Consider the following 15952-nt stretch of genomic DNA (forward strand, 5'->3'; position numbering starts at 1 on the left):
GTTCACGTCGTCGTCGTGCCGTCGTGCCCCGGGATCGTGCCGAGGGCCACCCTCAGCTCCGCCCGGCTGGTCACGCCGAGCTTGCTGTACACGCGCTGCAGGTGGTTCTCCACCGTGCGCGCGGAGAGAAACAGCTGCTCAGCGATGGCGCGACTGGTGCCGCCCTCCGCCGCGAGTCGAGCCACCTGCCACTCCCGGTCGGTCAACGTGGGGGTGGCCGCCTGCAGCGCCGGAGTGTGCACCATGTCACAGCAGGCGAGCAGCGCGCCGAGCCGTTGTCGGGCGTGGGCAACCTCGGGCGAACGGCGCTGCCGCAACAGGTGCACGGCCTCGGCCGACGCCTCGGCGGCGAGCAGGTCGAGCCCGCGCTCCGCGAAGCCGTCGGCCGCGCTGAGCAGCCCCTCCGGCAGACCGTCGGCCGCCGCCCGCGCATGCCGGGCCAGCAACGGTGGCAACTCCCCGTCGACCTGCTCGGACAACTCCGTCAACCGCTGCGCGACGGTGCGACGGCTCCCGTCGGAACACCTCGGACCGGTCTGGGCCCCGGCCTGGCCCAGCCGCACCAGGTCGTGCAGCACAAGTGCCTCGTGCCCGGCGAAGCCGTCAGCTCGCAGCCGGTCCACCAGACTGTGCAGCCGACTCACGGCTGAGGACAGGTCACCGCCGGCGGCCAGCGTGGCCACCCGGGCCTGCTCCAACCACGGGTACAGCACGCCCATGCTCGGTGAATGGAGACGGTCCGCCTCGGCCATCGCCTCGGCCGCCTGCCGGGCGTCGCCGCGCAACGCGGCGGCCTGGGCCCGCTCCGATTGGGCCAGCCCCGCGTAGACCCGGCTGGTGGCCAGGACCGCGCAGGCACTGAGCGCGGCCTGCAACGCGGTGTCGCTGCGACCACGCAGCCGAGCCGCGTACGCCCGCAGGATCGCCAGGTAGCCGGTGCCGAGCCGGAAGTCGCCCGCGTCGGCGAGGTCGGCGAACTCGTCGGCGACCAACGCGTCGATCCCGGCGAGATCTCCGGAGAGGGCCAGTCGGGTGCCCCGGGCCAGCTCCACCGCCAGTTGCAGGTACGGCATGTCCGCCCGCCAACTGGCCACCTTCGCCTGCACCAGGTCCACCGCAGCCGCGCTGCGGCACAGCTGCCCCTGCACGGCCTGGAGGTGCGCGATCGTGCAGCGCGCCAGCTCGCGTGCGGCGACGCTGGCCGCCGGTCGGTCCAGCACACCCTGCGCGAGCCGGAGCGCGGCCGGCGCGTCCAGCCGGTGCAGCCGCATGATCGCCTCGAAGGCGCGGACCCGGGCCTGGGCGGCGGCGTCGGTGAGTTTCGTGCCCTGGGCGGCGATCTCCTCCACGGTGGACGCCTGGCTCAGCCCCCAGTAGCTGACCATGCCACGCACCGTCAGCCATCGGCTGAGCCGCTCCTCCTGGCCGGCGTCGGTGGCGACGGCGTCGAGCACGCCGAGCGCCTCGGCGGGCCGGTCGGCGAACATCAGGATGGTCGCCAGCAGTTCGGCCGCGTCGAACCCACCGCCGGCGTCCAGCGCCGCCCGGGCCAGCCGGGTCGCCAGGGGTACGTCGTACCGTGCGAACGCCTCACCGGCGGCGGCGATCAGCATCGCCGGGTCCTGCGCGGTGCCGGAGGCCAGGCGCCATCTCGCCACCCGCAGCAGATCCTCCCGCCGCCGCTTGCCGACCTTCTCCAGCAGGTCCGCCAGGTGCGCCTGCAACCGACGGGTCCGGCTCACCGGGCACTGCCGGCGCACCACCTCGCCGTAGAGCGGGTGCGCCAGCCGGACATCGAGTCGCCTGTCGGACTCGACCATGGTGATGAGTCCGCGTTCCTCGGCGTACTCCACGTCGTGCTGTTCCACGGCCTGGTGCAGCAGCCGCAGGCCGAGTGGCTCGCCGAACGCGACAAGCTCGACCACCGCCCGTACCCCGGGGGTGAGCTGGCCGATCCGGATGTCGATCAGTTCGGTCAGGCTGGGCGCCAGCTCCAGCCGCCCGGTCCAGGTCCAGACGCCGTACTTCTCGACGAGTTCACCGCTGTTGGTCGCCGCGTGCACCAACTCGCGCAGCAGCAGCGGGTTGCCGGCGCTGAGCCGACCCAGACGGTCGGTGGAGCCGCTGTCCACCTGGCCGCCGACGATGGCGGTGAGCATGGCGGCCGTCTCGTCCGGGGTCATCGGCCCCAGCTCGGCCCGCTCGACCAGGCCGTCCGTCCACAGTGCCCGGATGGGCAACGGGATCTGTTCCCCGTCGCGCAGGGTGCCGACCACTGAGGCGTTCTCGGCCCGGGCGACCAGGTGCACGAGCGCGGCCGACGGCGGGTCGAGCAGGTGCGCGTCGTCCACTGCGAGGACGATCCGCCGGCCGGCGGCCTGCTGCTGCAACACGTCGACGGCCCACCGCAGGATGCCGGCCGGTGACAGGCCCTGCGGCTGCTCCGGAAGCACCTGGACCAGCCCACCGAAGGCCATCGCGGACGTGGTGGCACTGGCCGCGATCCGCCAGACCGCGTATTTCTCGCCGGGCAACGTGTCGACACCCTCGTGCAACAGCCGGCTCTTGCCGATGCCGGCGCTGCCGGTGAAGAGGATTCCCCGGCCATGGACACCTGCCACCGCCACCCGGAGACGGTCGAGTTGCTCAGCCCGGCCCACGAAGCTCCACCGACTCATTCGCGCAGCATATCGACGGAACTGCGGCCGGCACGGTAGCGCGCGACGGCGAACTTGAGTAGTCGTAGGGTTACCGGTGAGTATCGCAATTGTCCCGTTCCCGACGGTCGCACCCTTACTCTTCCGGAATCCGAGTGTCGTCGTCGGATGTTCACCGCGGCCGGTCCACCGGTCGCCCTGCCTCGGAGGCCGCCGCCTGATGAAGCCCGGCCCGATCCACCACCTCGGTACGCCCGACGACGCCGCGGGGCCGCCCGGTCGTCGGCCCTTTCCCGAGCGGCTCGGTGTGTCGATCACCGACGGGCGTGAGCCGGTCGCGGTGGTCGCGGCCGGTCCGGCCGCCGCCGGGCGGACCGGCGTGCTCGCCACGCTGCTGGAACTCGACTCCGGGCTACTCGCCGTGCCGGGCGGTAGCTGGCTGGTGGTACGGCACAGTGCCGAACCGACCCGGGCCGCCTACGTCCCCGGCTACCGCACGCCGCATTCGTACCGACCCGATCTTCCGACTGCGGGCCCGGCGCTGGCCAGGCCACCCCGTCGGGTGGAGCTGAGCCTGCCCCAGCCGTTGCTGAAACGCTTCGTGCTCGTCGACACGCCGGACATCGCCACGTTGGGTCCAGCCGGTTGCGGCGTGCTGCTCGACGCGCTGGGCCGGGCCGGCGCGCTGCTGTTCGTGATCGCGGCGGACCAGTCGTTCGGCGCCGCAGAACTTGACCTGCTGTCCGACATCGCCGGGACGCCGGTCCGGGTCTTCTTCGCGGTCACGCCCGGCGCCGACGGCTGGGCGGCCGGTGAGGGCACGGCGGCGGTGCGGGGTACGGGGGAGCCCGGCGGCCCGGCGGTTGATCCGGTCACGGTCACCGTCGAGGCGCACCGGGCCGCGCTGCTCGCCGCCGTGCCCGGGCTGGCCGATGCCCGTTGGTTTCCCATGGTCACCGGCGCCGAGGCGGATGTGCGGCGGGCGCTCGTGGACTGGGCCTCCGCCGAGGAGTTGCGGCGGGGCAGCCTTGAGCCGCCCGAGCTGCCGGGTGAGCGCGGTCGGGTGCCGGTGCTGGCTGAACCGGGCGAATGGTCGGAGCACCTCGACCGGCAGGCCCGCACCGCCGCTCGGCGTATCCGGCAGCACCTCGCCCTGGAACTGGCCAACATGCACATGCGGGTGGTGCAGGAGATCGTCTTCGGCGTCGGCTGTGCTGGCCTGCCCCAACTGCTCGACCGGGAGATGGCGGCGCTGTCGCTGCTGGCCACCGCGCAGTGCGACCACCATGCCGGCGAACTCGTCGATGACACCGCCGGCCGGCTCTTCGGCGCGCCACTGCCCGAGGGGATCCGCAGGCGGATCGACAAGGCAATCCGCTGGAGCCTGGTCGACGACCCCACCGGGCAGGAACTGGAGCGGGCGTTCCTCGTCACCAGTACGGCGGGCGTGGCGCCGCTGACCGGTGCGACAGCCGTCGACATGCTGTCCGGCTACCCCGCGCCGCCCCGTACGGCGGTGCTGCCGCCGGTGGCCGTGGCGTTGTCGGGAGGATGCTGGCAGCACTGGCGTTCGCCCGGCAACAACGATCCGAGCGCGGCGCGGGCCTGGGCGCAGCGGGCGTTGCGGGAGATCGAGTTGGAGCTGTCGCGGGAGGTCGCCCGCCGGTTCGAGGCGGTCCGTCTCTCGCTCGGCACGGTGCTGTCCGATGCTGCCGAACACGGCATCCTGCTCGCCTGACCGGGCGGCCGTGCACCCCGCCGGCGGTGCCGGTGGGGTGCCCTGCTGCGCCCGGGACGCGACCGGCGGTGGCGACGCTGCGGCCGTGGGTGGTGATCCCGGGTGGTCCGGCGTTCCGGTTCCTCGATTCCCCGGATCCGGTGGCACGATGGGGGGCATGGCGGCTCCGCAGGTTGCACCGGTCGAGACCCCGGACACCGATGAGGTGCCGGCAGCCGACCGGCCGTGGGTGACGATCGTGTGGGACGACCCGGTCAACCTGATGACCTACGTGACCTGGGTGTTCCAGAAGCTCTTCGGATACAGCCGGGAGAAGGCCGAGCAGCTCATGCTGGATGTGCACCACAAGGGCAAGGCGGTGGTCTCCAGCGGGGCCCGGGAACGCATGGAACACGACGCCTCCCAACTGCACGCGTACGGTCTCTGGGCGACGGTGGACCGGTCGTGAGCATGTTCCGTCGCCGGGGTGACCGGTACGTTGCCACCTTCGCGGTGGACGAGGTGCGTGTGCTCCGTAAGGTCGCCTCCGAGGTGGTCGGCCTGCTCACCGATGGTTTCGACCACTCCGACCCGGTTGTCTGCCGGCTCTTTCCGGAGGCCTACCCGGACGACGCGGCGGGCACCGCGGAGTTCCGCCGGTACACCGAGGGTGATCTCAAGACCGCGAAGATCGACCAGGCCGGTGCGGTCCTGGCCGCGCTGCCCGGCGACAGCGGCGGCGAGGTCCGCCTGGACGCCGAGGCGGCCGAGGCGTGGTTGCGCGCGCTCAACGACGCCCGGCTGGCGATGGGCGTGCGGTTGGAGATCAAGGACGGGACGGATCTGGGCGCGGAACTCGACGACGCGGTCGCCGACGATCCCAGTTCCAGCCGGGTGTTCCAGCTTTCGGTCTACGCGTATCTCGGTTATCTCCAGGAGTCCCTGCTCAACGCCTTGATCGACTGACTGTGACCGGCGCCGCCTCGCGGTTGGCGGCACTCGGGCGCTACCCTTGGCGACGTGCTGAGCATCGACCGGTCGATCGTTGACGCGATCGTCGCCCACGCCCGTCGGGATCACCCCGACGAGGCCTGCGGCGTGGTCGCCGGTCCCGTCGGCAGCGACACGCCGACCCGGCACATCCCCATGGAGAACGCCGCCCGGTCGATGACGTTCTACGAGTTCGACTCGATGGAACATCTGCGGGTGTGGCGCGAGATGGACGACCGGGACGAGGAACCGGTGGTCATCTACCACTCGCACACCGCAACCGAGGCGTACCCGTCGCGGACGGACATCTCCTTCGCCGGTGAGCCCGGCGCGCACTATCTGCTCGTCTCCACCCGGGAGCCCGACACGGAGGAGATCCGCTCCTTCCGCATCGTGGACGGCGTGGTGACCGAGGAGCCGGTGCGGATCCTCGACGCCGGGGTGGATCCGCACGCCGTGCAGTCATACATGTTCGGGCAGAGCCCGGCGACGGTCGACTACGAGTGTTCGGGCCGCTGACAAACCTCAGCCCCCGCACGCCTTTTCCCGTCACCGAGCACCCACCCGATCGAGGAGTACGACACCATGGCCATCGAGGTTCGCATCCCCACCATCCTGCGCAGCTACACCGGCGGCGCGAAGGTCGTCGAGGGCAGCGGTGACACGCTTGACGACCTGCTCAACGACCTGGACTCCCGGCACAGCGGGCTGCGCGGCCGGCTGGTCACCGAGGCCGGCGCGCTACACCGCTTCGTCAACGTCTACGTCAACGACGAGGACGTCCGATTCCTCGGCGCGCTGGACGCCAAGCTCAACGACGGCGACAGCGTGACGATCCTGCCCGCGGTGGCCGGCGGCGCCTTCGGCTTCGCCGCGGCGGCGGCCATGGCGCAGCACGTCGCGGTCGCGCCGGCCGAGGGCCGGACGCGCGTCACCGCGAGCTGAGGCGGCCGCGATGGCGCGGTACGACAGCCTGCTGGACGCCTGCGGCGGGACACCGCTTGTGGGGCTGCCCCGACTGTCGCCGACGGTGCCCGAGGGCGCGCCGCCGGTACGGCTCTGGGCGAAGCTCGAGGACCGCAACCCCACAGGCAGTGTCAAGGACCGGGCCGCCCTGTTCATGGTCCGGGCCGCGGAGGCCGCCGGCCGGCTCCGGCCCGGCGACACCATCCTGGAGCCGACAAGCGGCAACACCGGCATCTCCCTGGCCATGGTGGCCAAGTTGCGGGGGTACCGCCTGGTCTGCGTGATGCCCGAGAACGTCTCCACCGAACGGGTGCAGTTGCTGCGGATGTACGGCGCGGAGATCATCTTTTCGCCGGCCGCTGGCGGTTCCAACCAGGCGGTGGCCACGGCCAAGCAGATCGCCACCGAGCATCCCGACTGGGTGATGCTTTTTCAGTACGGCAACGAGGCGAACGCCCGGGCGCACTACGAGACGACCGGGCCCGAGCTGCTGCACGACCTGCCGACCGTCACCCACTTCGTGGCCGGGCTCGGCACCACAGGCACCCTGATGGGCACCGGGCGCTACCTGCGCGAGAAGGTCGAGGGCATCCAGATCGTCGCCGCCGAGCCCCGCTACGGCGAGCTGGTCTACGGGCTACGCAACATCGACGAGGGATACGTCCCGGAGCTCTACGACGCGACGGTGCTGACCCGCCGCTTCTCCGTCGGCACCCGGGACGCGGTGCTGCGGACCCGGCAACTGGTGGAGGTGGAGGGGCTGTTCGTCGGCTTCTCCACCGGGGCGGTGCTGCACGCGGCGCTGGCCGTGGCGCACGAGGCGGTGCGGGCCGGCCGTCGTGCCGACGTGGCGTTCGTGGTCAGTGACGGCGGCTGGAAGTACCTGAGCACCGGAGCGTACGGCGGCACGCTCGCCGACGCGGAGGAGGCGCTGGACGGTCAGCTCTGGGCCTGACCTGCGGCGCGATCGACATGTGACGAGGGCCACAGGCATCGCGCCGGTGGCCCTCGTCGCGTCGGCTCGTCCGCACCGGCCACTTCGGTGACGGGTGGTCGATCGGACGGGCGAAACCGGTGTCACGTTGATGACAACTTCCAGCAGATCATTCTTGCCCTTGCACGCGCGGGCGTAGGCTGCGCAGCGTGGCGTACGCGTCGGTAGTGATCATCGCCGGAGCGGCGGCCGGCACGTTCACTACCTACCGTGACAGCGAGACAACTCGATGCGACTGACCGTCCTGGGCTGTGCGGGCAGCTTCCCCGGACCCGAGTCCCCCTGTTCGGCCTATCTGGTCGAGGCCGAGGACTTCCGGCTCCTGGTCGACTTCGGCTCGGGTTCACTGTCCACCCTGCAGCGCTATGCCGGGCTGCACGCCCCGGACGCCATCCTGCTGACCCACCTGCACTGCGACCACATCCTCGACGCCGCGACCTACGTGGTGGTGCGCCGGTACGCCCCGGACGGGCCGTACCCGCCGCTGCCGGTCTACGCGCCGGCCGGCGCCCCGGACCGGCTGGCCACCGCGTACGGGCAGGAGGACAGCACCGTCGAGGACGTCTACCAGTTCTACGCGCTGCAACCCGGCACCTTCCCGATCGGGCCGTTCACCGTCACCGTCGACCGGGTGCTGCACCCGGTCGAAACCTACGGCGTACGCCTTGAACACGGCGGCCGGGTGCTCTGCTACTCCTCGGACACCGCCCCCTGCGAGGCGTTGCTGCGGCTGGCCCAGAACGCCGACGTCTTCCTCTGCGAGGCCAGCTACCTGGACGGCGTCGACAACCCGCCGGATCTGCACCTCACCGGCGGCGAGGCGGGTGAGGCGGCGGCCAAGGCCAACGTCGGGCGGCTGCTGTTGACCCATCTGGTCCCCGCCTGGGGCAGTGAGGCGCTCACTGTCGCCGCCGCCTCCGCCGCCTACGCCGGCCCGCTGGAAGTGGTCCGCCCCGGCGCCAGCTACGACGTCTGATCCACCGGGCGCGGGTTCGTGCCGCACTGTTCGCCGAGCGGTCAGGTGGACGTCTCCTGGACCTTCGCTGCCACCACCACCGTGAAGGCATGCGGATCGCCATCGTGACCGAGTCGTTCCCGCCCGACGTCAACGGTGTCGCGCACTCGGTCGTGCGGGCCGCCGAGCACCTCGTCACCCGCGGCCACGAGCCGCTGGTGATCGCGCCCGCCCCGCCGGGGACGTCGCGCCGCGGCACCGACAGGCGTACCGCACGTGGACCTGGTGCCGCTCGGCGTCGATCTGGACACCTTCCACCCCGGCCGGGCCGACCCGGCGGTCCGGCGCCGGTACGCCGACCCTGCCGAGGTGCTGCTTGTGCACTGCGCGCGGCTGTCCGTGGAGAAACGGCCCGAGCTGGCCGTCGACGCGTTGGCGCAGCTGCGCCGGGCCGGTGTGCCGGCGGTGCTGGTGATGGTCGGCGACGGGCCGCGCCGCAGCGCGCTGCGGCGGCGCGCGGCCGGCCTGCCGGTGACCTTCACCGGCTTCCTGCCCGACCGTCGTGCCCTGGCGGCGGTGCTGGCCAGCGCCGACGTGGTCCTGGCCCCCGGCCCGGTGGAGACCTTCGGCCTGGCCGGTCTGGAGGCGCTGGCCTCCGGTACCCCGGTGGTGGTCAACGCGGCGAGCGCGTTGCCCGAGGTGATCGGCTCGGGTGGGCTCGCCGCCGAGGGCTCCCCGGCGGCGATCGCCGGGGCCGTCCGCGAGCTTCTGGCCCGACCCGAGGCCCGGCGGCGGACCGCCGCCCGGGACCGGGCGGCGCGGTTCGGTTGGCCGGCGGCGGTCGCCGGGTTCCTCCGCGCGCACGGCGTCGACGCCCACCGCTGAGGCCGGCCGCCGGGGAGCGGCGGACACCCGGGGAGGGTTCGTTCAGCGCACCACATAGGGTGCAGGCATGGCGCGACCTGACGGGCGGCGACCCGACCAACTTCGACAGGTGACCCTGACCCGCGGTTGGAGCACCCATCCCGAGGGGTCGGTGCTCGTGGAATTCGGCGGCACCCGGGTGCTCTGCACCGCAAGCGTCACCGAGGGGGTGCCGCGCTGGCGTCGCGGTTCCGGGCTGGGCTGGGTGACCGCGGAGTACGCGATGCTGCCCCGGGCCACGAACACCCGTTCGGACCGGGAGAGCGTCAAGGGCCGGGTCGGTGGGCGTACCCACGAGATCTCCCGCCTGGTGGGCCGGAGCCTGCGGGCCGCTATCGACCTCAAGGCGCTCGGCGAGAACTCGATAGTGCTCGACTGCGACGTCCTACAGGCCGACGGGGGCACCCGGACCGCCGCGATCACCGGCGCCTACGTGGCGTTGTACGACGCGGTGAACTGGCTCGCCGCCCGCAAGGCCCTGAACGGGAAGCCGGAGAAGGTGATGCACCGTTCGGTGGCGGCGGTGAGCGTCGGCGTGGTTGACGGCGAGCCGCGCCTCGACCTGTGCTACGACGAGGACGTGGCCGCCGAGGTCGACATGAACGTGGTCTGCACCGGCACCGGCGACTTCGTCGAGGTGCAGGGCACCGGCGAGGCAGGCGTTTTCGCCCGCGACCAGCTCGACGCCCTGCTCGACCTGGCCGTGGTCGGCTGTCTGGACCTGGCCGAAGCCCAGCGGAAGGCGCTACTCCCATGAACAAGGTGCTGCTCGCCACGCGGAACCAGAAGAAGCTCATCGAGTTGCAGCGCATCCTGGACGGGGCGCTCGGCGCGCACCGGGTCGCCCTGATCGGGCTGGACGACGTCGAGGCGTACCCGGAGCTGCCGGAGACCGGGCTGACCTTCGGCGAGAACGCGCTGATCAAGGCCCGGGAGGGCTGCCGGCGTACCGGGCTGCCGACGATCGCCGACGACTCCGGGCTGGCCGTCGACGCGCTCAACGGGATGCCCGGGGTGTTCAGCGCCCGCTGGTCCGGGCGGCACGGTGACGACCGGGCCAACCTCCAACTGGTGCTGGACCAGATCGGCGACGTGCCGGACGAGCACCGGGGCGCCTCCTTCGTCTGCACCGTCGCGCTCGTGCTGCCCGGTGGCAAGGAGCACCTGGTCGACGGCCGGCAGGCGGGTCGGCTGCTGCGCGCCCCGCGCGGTGAGGGCGGCTTCGGCTACGACCCGATCTTCCTCGGCGACGGCCAGGACCGCACGAACGCCGAGCTGACCCCGCAGGAGAAGGACGCGATCAGCCACCGGGGCAAGGCGTTGCGCGAACTGGCCGCCCTGGTCGCCAAGGTGCTCCCGCCAGCCACCTGACCACCCGCCTCTCGGCGGGCATGAAGCACTGGACACCTTGTCCGCCGCCGCCTCGGCGTGGGCCTTCTTGTCAGCCGAGGGGGCCGATCTCCTGCTCGATGGCGGCGCGCAGGTCGGGGCCGGCCAGCACGGCGCGGGCGGCCTCCATCAGCGGGGCGAGGAAGACGTCCGGGCCGGGGTCGCCGACGGCCCCGCCGAGCGCGGTGATCGCCGCCCGCCCGGCCGGTGAGGGGACCAGCGGGGCCCGCAACTGCAACCCGCGTACGGCGGCGAGCAGTTCCACCGCGAGCAGGCTGGCCAGGTTGTCCAGGACGGTGCGCAGCTTCTTGGTCGCCGCCCAGCCCATCGAGACGTGGTCCTCCTGCATGCCGCTCGTCGGCAGCGAGTCCACCGAGGCCGGCGCGGCCAGCCGGCGGTTCTCGGCGACGATTCCGGCGGCGGTGTACTGCGCGATCATCAGCCCGGAGTTGACCCCCGCGTCGGGGGAGAGGAACGCCGGCAGGTCCCGGGACCGGGTGACGTCGAGCAGGCGGTCCACCCGACGTTCGGCTATCGCGCCGACCTCGGCGGCGGCGATGGCCAGGAAGTCCGCCGCGAAGCCCAGGGGTGCGCCGTGGAAGTTCCCTGTCGACTCGACCCGGCCGTCGGGCAGCACCACCGGGTTGTCCACCACCGAGACAAGTTCCCGGGCGGCTGTGGTCCGGACGAACTCCAGGGTGTCCCGTGCCGCGCCGGCCACCTGGGGTGCGCAGCGCATCGAGTAGGCGTCCTGCACGGCGTGCGCCAGGTCGTCGCGGTGCGAGTCCATCACCGCGGAGTCCTGCAACAGCCGATGGATGTTCGCCGCCGAGACGCCCTGCCCGGGGTGCGGGCGGATGGCGTGCAGTTCCGGCAGGAACGGCCGTTCCGAGCCGAGCATCGCCTCGATGGCGAGGGCGGCGGTCACGTCGGCCATGGTGAACAGGTGGGCGGCGTCGGCGATGGCGAGCAGCAGCATGCCGAGCATGCCGTCGGTGCCGTTGATCAATGCCAGCCCCTCCTTGGCGGCCAGCTCGACCGGGGCGAGGCCGGCCCGGCGCAGCGCGTCGGCGGCGGGCAGCCGTCCGCCGTCCGGGCCGAGCACCCAGCCCTCGCCGAGCAGCACCAGCGCGCAGTGCGCCAGCGGTGCCAGGTCACCTGAGGCGCCGAGCGAGCCGTGTTCCGGCACCCACGGGGTGACCTCGTGGTTCAGCAGGTCCACCAGGGCCTCGGCGACAAGCGGGCGTACCCCGGAGTGGCCGAGCGCCAGCGAGCGGACCCGCAGCAGCATCATCGCCCGTACCACCTCGCGGGGCATCGGCGCGCCGACTCCGGCGGCGTGCGACCGGATCAGCGCGTGCTGCAACTCGGCGCGGCGCTCGGGGGCGACGAAGGTGTTCGCCAGGGCCCCGAAGCCTGTCGACACGCCGTACACCGGGCGGCCGGCGGCCTCGATGCCGTCCACGATGGACCGACTGGTGGCCATCGCGTCGACGGTGGCCGGGTCGAGGACCACCTTCGCGCCGCCCCGCGCCACGGCGAGCACGTCGACGGGGGAGATTCCGGTGGGCTGGATGGTGACTGTCATCGCGGTACTCCGTTGTGCAGAACCTGGCGGACGAGAGGCACTCCGGGCCGGTAGGCCAGGTGCAGGTGGGACGGTGCGTCGAGGATGATCAGGTCGGCCCGGGCGCCGGGCCGCAGCACGCCTATGTCGTCGCGGCGCAGCGCCCGCGCGCCGCCGGCCGTCGCGGCCCATACCGCCTCCGCCGGGGTCATCCCCATCTCGCGTACGGCCAGGGCGATGCAGAACGGCATCGACGAGGTGTACGACGAGCCGGGATTGCAGTCGGTGGCCAGCGCCACGGTGACGCGTGCGTCGAGCAGCCGGCGGGCGTCCGGGTAGGGCGACCGGGTGGAGAACTCGGCACCCGGCAGCAGCGTCGCCACGGTGCTGGTGTGCCCGCCGTCGGCGCACATGCAGTCGAACCGGGTCGAGGCCAGCGCGTCGACGTCGGCGTCGGTCAGGTGGGTGCAGTGGTCCACACTTGCCGCCCCCAGCTCCACCCCGAGTCGCACGCCCGGTCCGGGGCCGAGCTGGTTGGCGTGCACCCGCACCCCGAGCCCCAGGGCCTGCCCGCAGGCGAGGATCGCCCGGGCGTGGTCGGCGTCGAAGGCGCCCCGCTCACAGAACACGTCGATCCAGCGTGCGTGCGGCGCGGCGGCGGCAAGCATCGGCCCGCAGACAAGCGACACGTAGTCGTCGGGACGGGCGGCGTACTCGGCCGGGACCACGTGTGCGCCGAGGAATGTGGTCTCCGCGCTGACCTCGGCGGCGATCCGCAGCGAGCGGGCCTCGTCGGTGACGGTGAGGCCGTACCCACTCTTGATCTCGATGGTGGTGGTGCCCTGCCGCAACGCCTCCGCGTGCAGCCGACGCACGGTGGCCCGCAGCTCGCCGTCGGAGGCGGCCCGGGTGGCGCCGACAGTGGTGCGGATACCGCCGCCGGTGTACGGCTCACCGGCCATGCGGGCGGCGAACTCGGCGGCCCGGTCCCCGGCGAAGACGAGGTGGGCGTGACTGTCCACGAAGCCGGGCAGCACCGCCGCACCTGCGGCGTCGATCCGCCGGTCGGCGGCCGGCGCGTCGGCGGCCGGGCCGATCCAGGCCACCTCGCCCTCCTCGACAAGCACCGCGACCCGTCGCCGGATGCCCAGCGGCCCGCCCTCGCCCGAGCCGGCCACATTCGTCACCAGCTCACCGATGTTGTCGACAACCAGGCTCATGAGGTGACCTCCGCGATCGCCGTGGCCAGTTCCCGCGGTACGTCAACCCGGACGTGCCGGCCGTCGCGGACCAGCACCTGCCCGTCCACCACCACCTGCGCGACGTCGGCGGCGCTCGCCGCGAACCAGACGCCCGCCGGGCTGACCCCGGCCGTGCGTACGCTGTCCAGCCGCACCGTGACCAGGTCGGCGCGGCCCCCGACGGCGATCCGGCCGGCGTCGGTCCAGCCCAGCGCGGCGTGCCCGGCGCTGCTCGCGGCGGTCAGCAGCTCCGCCGGGGCGAAGTGGCCCCGCCTGCGGGTCCGCAGCCGCTCGTCCAGCTCGACCGCCCGCACCTCCTCGAACATGTCGATGACGGCGTGGCTGTCGCTGCCCAGGCTGAGCGGAATGCCGGCGTCGGCCATCCGCCGGGCCGGCCCGATGCCGTCGGCGAGATCCCGCTCAGTGGTCGGGCAGAGGCAGACCCCGGTACGGCTGTCGCCGAGCAGACCCACGTCGGCGCTCGTCGGGTGGGTGGCGTGCACCGCAGTGGTGGCCCGGCCGAGCACCCCGTGATCGGCGAGCAGGCGCGTCGGGGTGCACCCGTGCACCGCCCGGCAGGCGTCGTTCTCGGCTGGCTGCTCCGACAGGTGCACATGCAGTGGCGCGTCGCGGCGCTGCGCCCAACCGGCGACTGTGGCGAGCTGCTCGGCCGGCACCGCGCGTACCGAGTGGATCGCGGCACCGAGGCGGACGTGCCCGCCGGCCGGAGTGAACGCGTCGACCCGCTCCGCCCAGCGCACCGCGTCACCGTCGCCGAAGCGCTGCTGCGGCCCGGTCAGCGCCCGCCCGTCCACCGAGGCGGTCAGGTAGCAGGTGTCCAGCAGGGTGAGCCGGATCCCCGCCTGGGCCGCCGCCTCGACGAGCGCCGCGCCCATCGCGTTCGGCTCGGCGTACGGTGTGCCGCCCGGGCGGTGGTGCAGGTAGTGGAACTCACCGACGCCTGTGACGCCCGACAGCGCCATCTCCGCGTAGACCGCCCGGGCCAGCGCCAGATAGGAGTCGGGGTCGAGATTGGCGGCGACCGCGTACATCTGGTCGCGCCAGCTCCAGAAATCGCCGCGCCCGGAATGGGTGCGCCCGCGCAGCGCCCGGTGGAAGGCGTGGGAGTGCGCGTTGGCCAGCCCCGGCAGGGTCAGCCCCGGCAGCCGCACCGCGTCGACGAGCACGTCGACACCGGCGTCGGGTCCGCCGCCCGTGGCGAGCGGGGTGACGCCGGTGATCCGGTCGTGCACGGTCTCGATAAGCACGTCCGGGGTGGGCTCGGCCTCCTCGGGAAGCCAGGCGTATTCCGCGAGCCAACGCGTCGACGTCATCGCAGCAGCTCCGCCAGCACCCTGGCCAGGGCGACCACCCCGGCGGCGCAGTCGGCGTCGGTGGCCGACTCGGCGGGGGAGTGCGACACCCCCGTCGGGTTACGCACGAAGAGCATCGCCGTCGGTACGTGCGCCGCCAGCACCCCCGCGTCGTGCCCCGCGCCGGTGGGCAGCACCGGGGCGGCCAGCAACCGGGCCAGCCGGTCGGCCAACCCGCCGTCGAAAGCCACAAGCGGGGTCGCCGACTCCTCGGTGAGCGTCACCTCGGTGCCGTCCCGCCGCGCCCGTTCACCGGCCTTGACCCGGACCGCCTCGACCAGGCCGTCCAGGGTGTCCGGCTCGGCCGCGCGGGCGTCCAGCCAGCCCGTCACCCGCGACGGCACCGCGTTCGTCGCGTTCGGCTCCACCACCACCCGACCCACAGTGGCGTGGGCGTCGCGCAGTCGGGCCTCCTTGTTCGCCGCCAGCACCGTGAACGCGTACGTGAGCATGGGGTCGCGGCGGTCGGCCATCCGGGTCGTACCGGCGTGGTTGCCCTCGCCTGTGAAATCGAGACGCCAGCGGCCGTGCGGCCAGATCGCGCTTGCCACCGCGACCGGCGCGTTCTGATCGACGAGCGCGCGGCCCTGCTCGACGTGCAACTCCACGAAGGCGCCGAACCGGCCGAGCAGCCCCGGATCGGCCCCCGCCGGCCGCGCCCCCAACGCCTCGGCGAAGCTCACGCCTGCCGCGTCGCGCAGCCGGCCCGCGCGATCGGCGTCGATCTGCCCGGTGAGCAGCCGGGAACCCAGACACGGTACGCCGAACCGGGCCCCCTCCTCCTCCACGAACGCACCGACCACGAGCGGTCGCGACGGCGTGACCCCTGCCGCCCGCAGCTCGTCCACGGCCAGCCAGGCGCTGACGATGCCAAGCGGCCCGTCGTACGCGCCGCCGTGCGGCACCGAGTCGAAGTGGCTGCCGGTCAGCACGGCACCCCCGGCGTCCGGGTCACCCCACCAGGCGAACAGGTTGCCGTTGCCGTCCCCGGTGACAGGCATGGCCCGTGCGTCGGCCTGCTCCCGGAACCACTCCCGCAGCCGCAGCTCCGGCTCGGTGAACGCGTACCGCAGGTAGCCGCCGCTGCGCTCGTCCCGCCCGATCGGGGCGATCTCCCCCCACAACTCGCGGAACCTGTCGAGCCGGTGCCCGTCCTCCACCGTGTGCGTCACCAACTGC

Annotated in this window: 15 protein-coding genes and 1 pseudogene; 11 read left to right on the top strand and 5 right to left on the bottom strand. The window is 73.0% G+C overall.

Annotated features, from left to right (window positions below):
- Positions 1-2: 2 nt before the first annotated feature.
- Entirely contained in the window at positions 3-2678 is a 2676-nt protein-coding gene (locus Van01_RS00665) for a LuxR C-terminal-related transcriptional regulator (protein WP_203997789.1), read from the bottom strand.
- A 199-nt stretch (positions 2679-2877) separates the two neighbouring features.
- Here Van01_RS00665 and Van01_RS00670 point away from each other — a divergent pair, with 199 nt between their 5' ends.
- The 11 genes and pseudogenes from Van01_RS00670 to rdgB all read left to right on the top strand — a co-directional run bounded on the left by Van01_RS00670 (position 2878) and on the right by rdgB (position 10574).
- Positions 2878-4395, top strand: a complete 1518-nt coding sequence (locus tag Van01_RS00670) for a P-loop NTPase family protein (RefSeq protein WP_203997792.1) — start codon at positions 2878-2880, stop codon at positions 4393-4395.
- A 157-nt stretch (positions 4396-4552) separates the two neighbouring features.
- Positions 4553-4843, top strand: a complete 291-nt coding sequence (clpS, locus tag Van01_RS00675; RefSeq protein WP_093401920.1) for an ATP-dependent Clp protease adapter ClpS — start codon at positions 4553-4555, stop codon at positions 4841-4843.
- A 2-nt stretch (positions 4844-4845) separates the two neighbouring features.
- Complete coding sequence (locus Van01_RS00680) at positions 4846-5340, top strand: DUF2017 domain-containing protein (protein WP_203998872.1); 495 nt, start codon at positions 4846-4848, stop codon at positions 5338-5340.
- Positions 5341-5394: 54 nt separating this feature from the next.
- Complete coding sequence (locus tag Van01_RS00685) at positions 5395-5883, top strand: M67 family metallopeptidase (RefSeq protein ID WP_093401918.1); 489 nt, start codon at positions 5395-5397, stop codon at positions 5881-5883.
- 66 nt (positions 5884-5949) lie between these two features.
- Positions 5950-6309: a MoaD family protein gene (locus Van01_RS00690; protein ID WP_203997795.1), complete on the top strand. Its 360-nt coding sequence runs from the start codon at positions 5950-5952 to the stop codon at positions 6307-6309.
- A gap of 10 nt (positions 6310-6319) precedes the next feature.
- Positions 6320-7285: a PLP-dependent cysteine synthase family protein gene (locus Van01_RS00695; RefSeq protein WP_099847333.1), complete on the top strand. Its 966-nt coding sequence runs from the start codon at positions 6320-6322 to the stop codon at positions 7283-7285.
- Positions 7286-7553: 268 nt separating this feature from the next.
- Positions 7554-8300, top strand: a complete 747-nt coding sequence (locus Van01_RS00700; protein WP_203997800.1) for an MBL fold metallo-hydrolase — start codon at positions 7554-7556, stop codon at positions 8298-8300.
- A gap of 89 nt (positions 8301-8389) precedes the next feature.
- A pseudogene (locus Van01_RS33915) lies at positions 8390-8551 on the top strand (glycosyltransferase family 1 protein); the annotation flags it as partial.
- A gap of 4 nt (positions 8552-8555) precedes the next feature.
- The gene (locus Van01_RS00710; RefSeq protein WP_308442346.1) at positions 8556-9164 is read left to right on the top strand and encodes a glycosyltransferase; all 609 of its coding nucleotides are present in this window, start codon (positions 8556-8558) and stop codon (positions 9162-9164) included.
- Positions 9165-9231: 67 nt separating this feature from the next.
- Positions 9232-9960: a ribonuclease PH gene (rph, locus tag Van01_RS00715; RefSeq protein WP_203997806.1), complete on the top strand. Its 729-nt coding sequence runs from the start codon at positions 9232-9234 to the stop codon at positions 9958-9960.
- Positions 9957-10574, top strand: a complete 618-nt coding sequence (rdgB, locus tag Van01_RS00720; RefSeq protein ID WP_203997809.1) for an RdgB/HAM1 family non-canonical purine NTP pyrophosphatase — start codon at positions 9957-9959, stop codon at positions 10572-10574. The genes rph and rdgB overlap by 4 nt, the downstream gene beginning before the upstream one ends.
- A gap of 70 nt (positions 10575-10644) precedes the next feature.
- Here the strand turns inward: rdgB and hutH are convergent, their stop codons facing one another.
- The 4 genes from hutH to Van01_RS00740 are packed head-to-tail and all read right to left on the bottom strand — an operon-like array spanning position 10645 to position 15948.
- Complete coding sequence (hutH, locus tag Van01_RS00725) at positions 10645-12180, bottom strand: histidine ammonia-lyase (protein ID WP_203997812.1); 1536 nt, start codon at positions 12178-12180, stop codon at positions 10645-10647.
- A complete protein-coding gene (gene hutI, locus Van01_RS00730) occupies positions 12177-13379 on the bottom strand; it encodes an imidazolonepropionase (RefSeq protein ID WP_203997814.1) in 1203 nt (400 codons plus the stop codon). The genes hutH and hutI overlap by 4 nt, the downstream gene beginning before the upstream one ends.
- Complete coding sequence (locus Van01_RS00735; RefSeq protein ID WP_203997817.1) at positions 13376-14734, bottom strand: formimidoylglutamate deiminase; 1359 nt, start codon at positions 14732-14734, stop codon at positions 13376-13378. Before Van01_RS00735 ends, hutI begins: the two co-directional genes overlap by 4 nt.
- Entirely contained in the window at positions 14731-15948 is a 1218-nt protein-coding gene (locus tag Van01_RS00740) for an allantoate amidohydrolase (RefSeq protein WP_203997820.1), read from the bottom strand. Before Van01_RS00740 ends, Van01_RS00735 begins: the two co-directional genes overlap by 4 nt.
- Positions 15949-15952 lie beyond the last annotated feature (4 nt).

This window comes from Micromonospora andamanensis, assembly GCF_016863495.1.
GTDB lineage: Bacteria > Actinomycetota > Actinomycetes > Mycobacteriales > Micromonosporaceae > Micromonospora > Micromonospora andamanensis.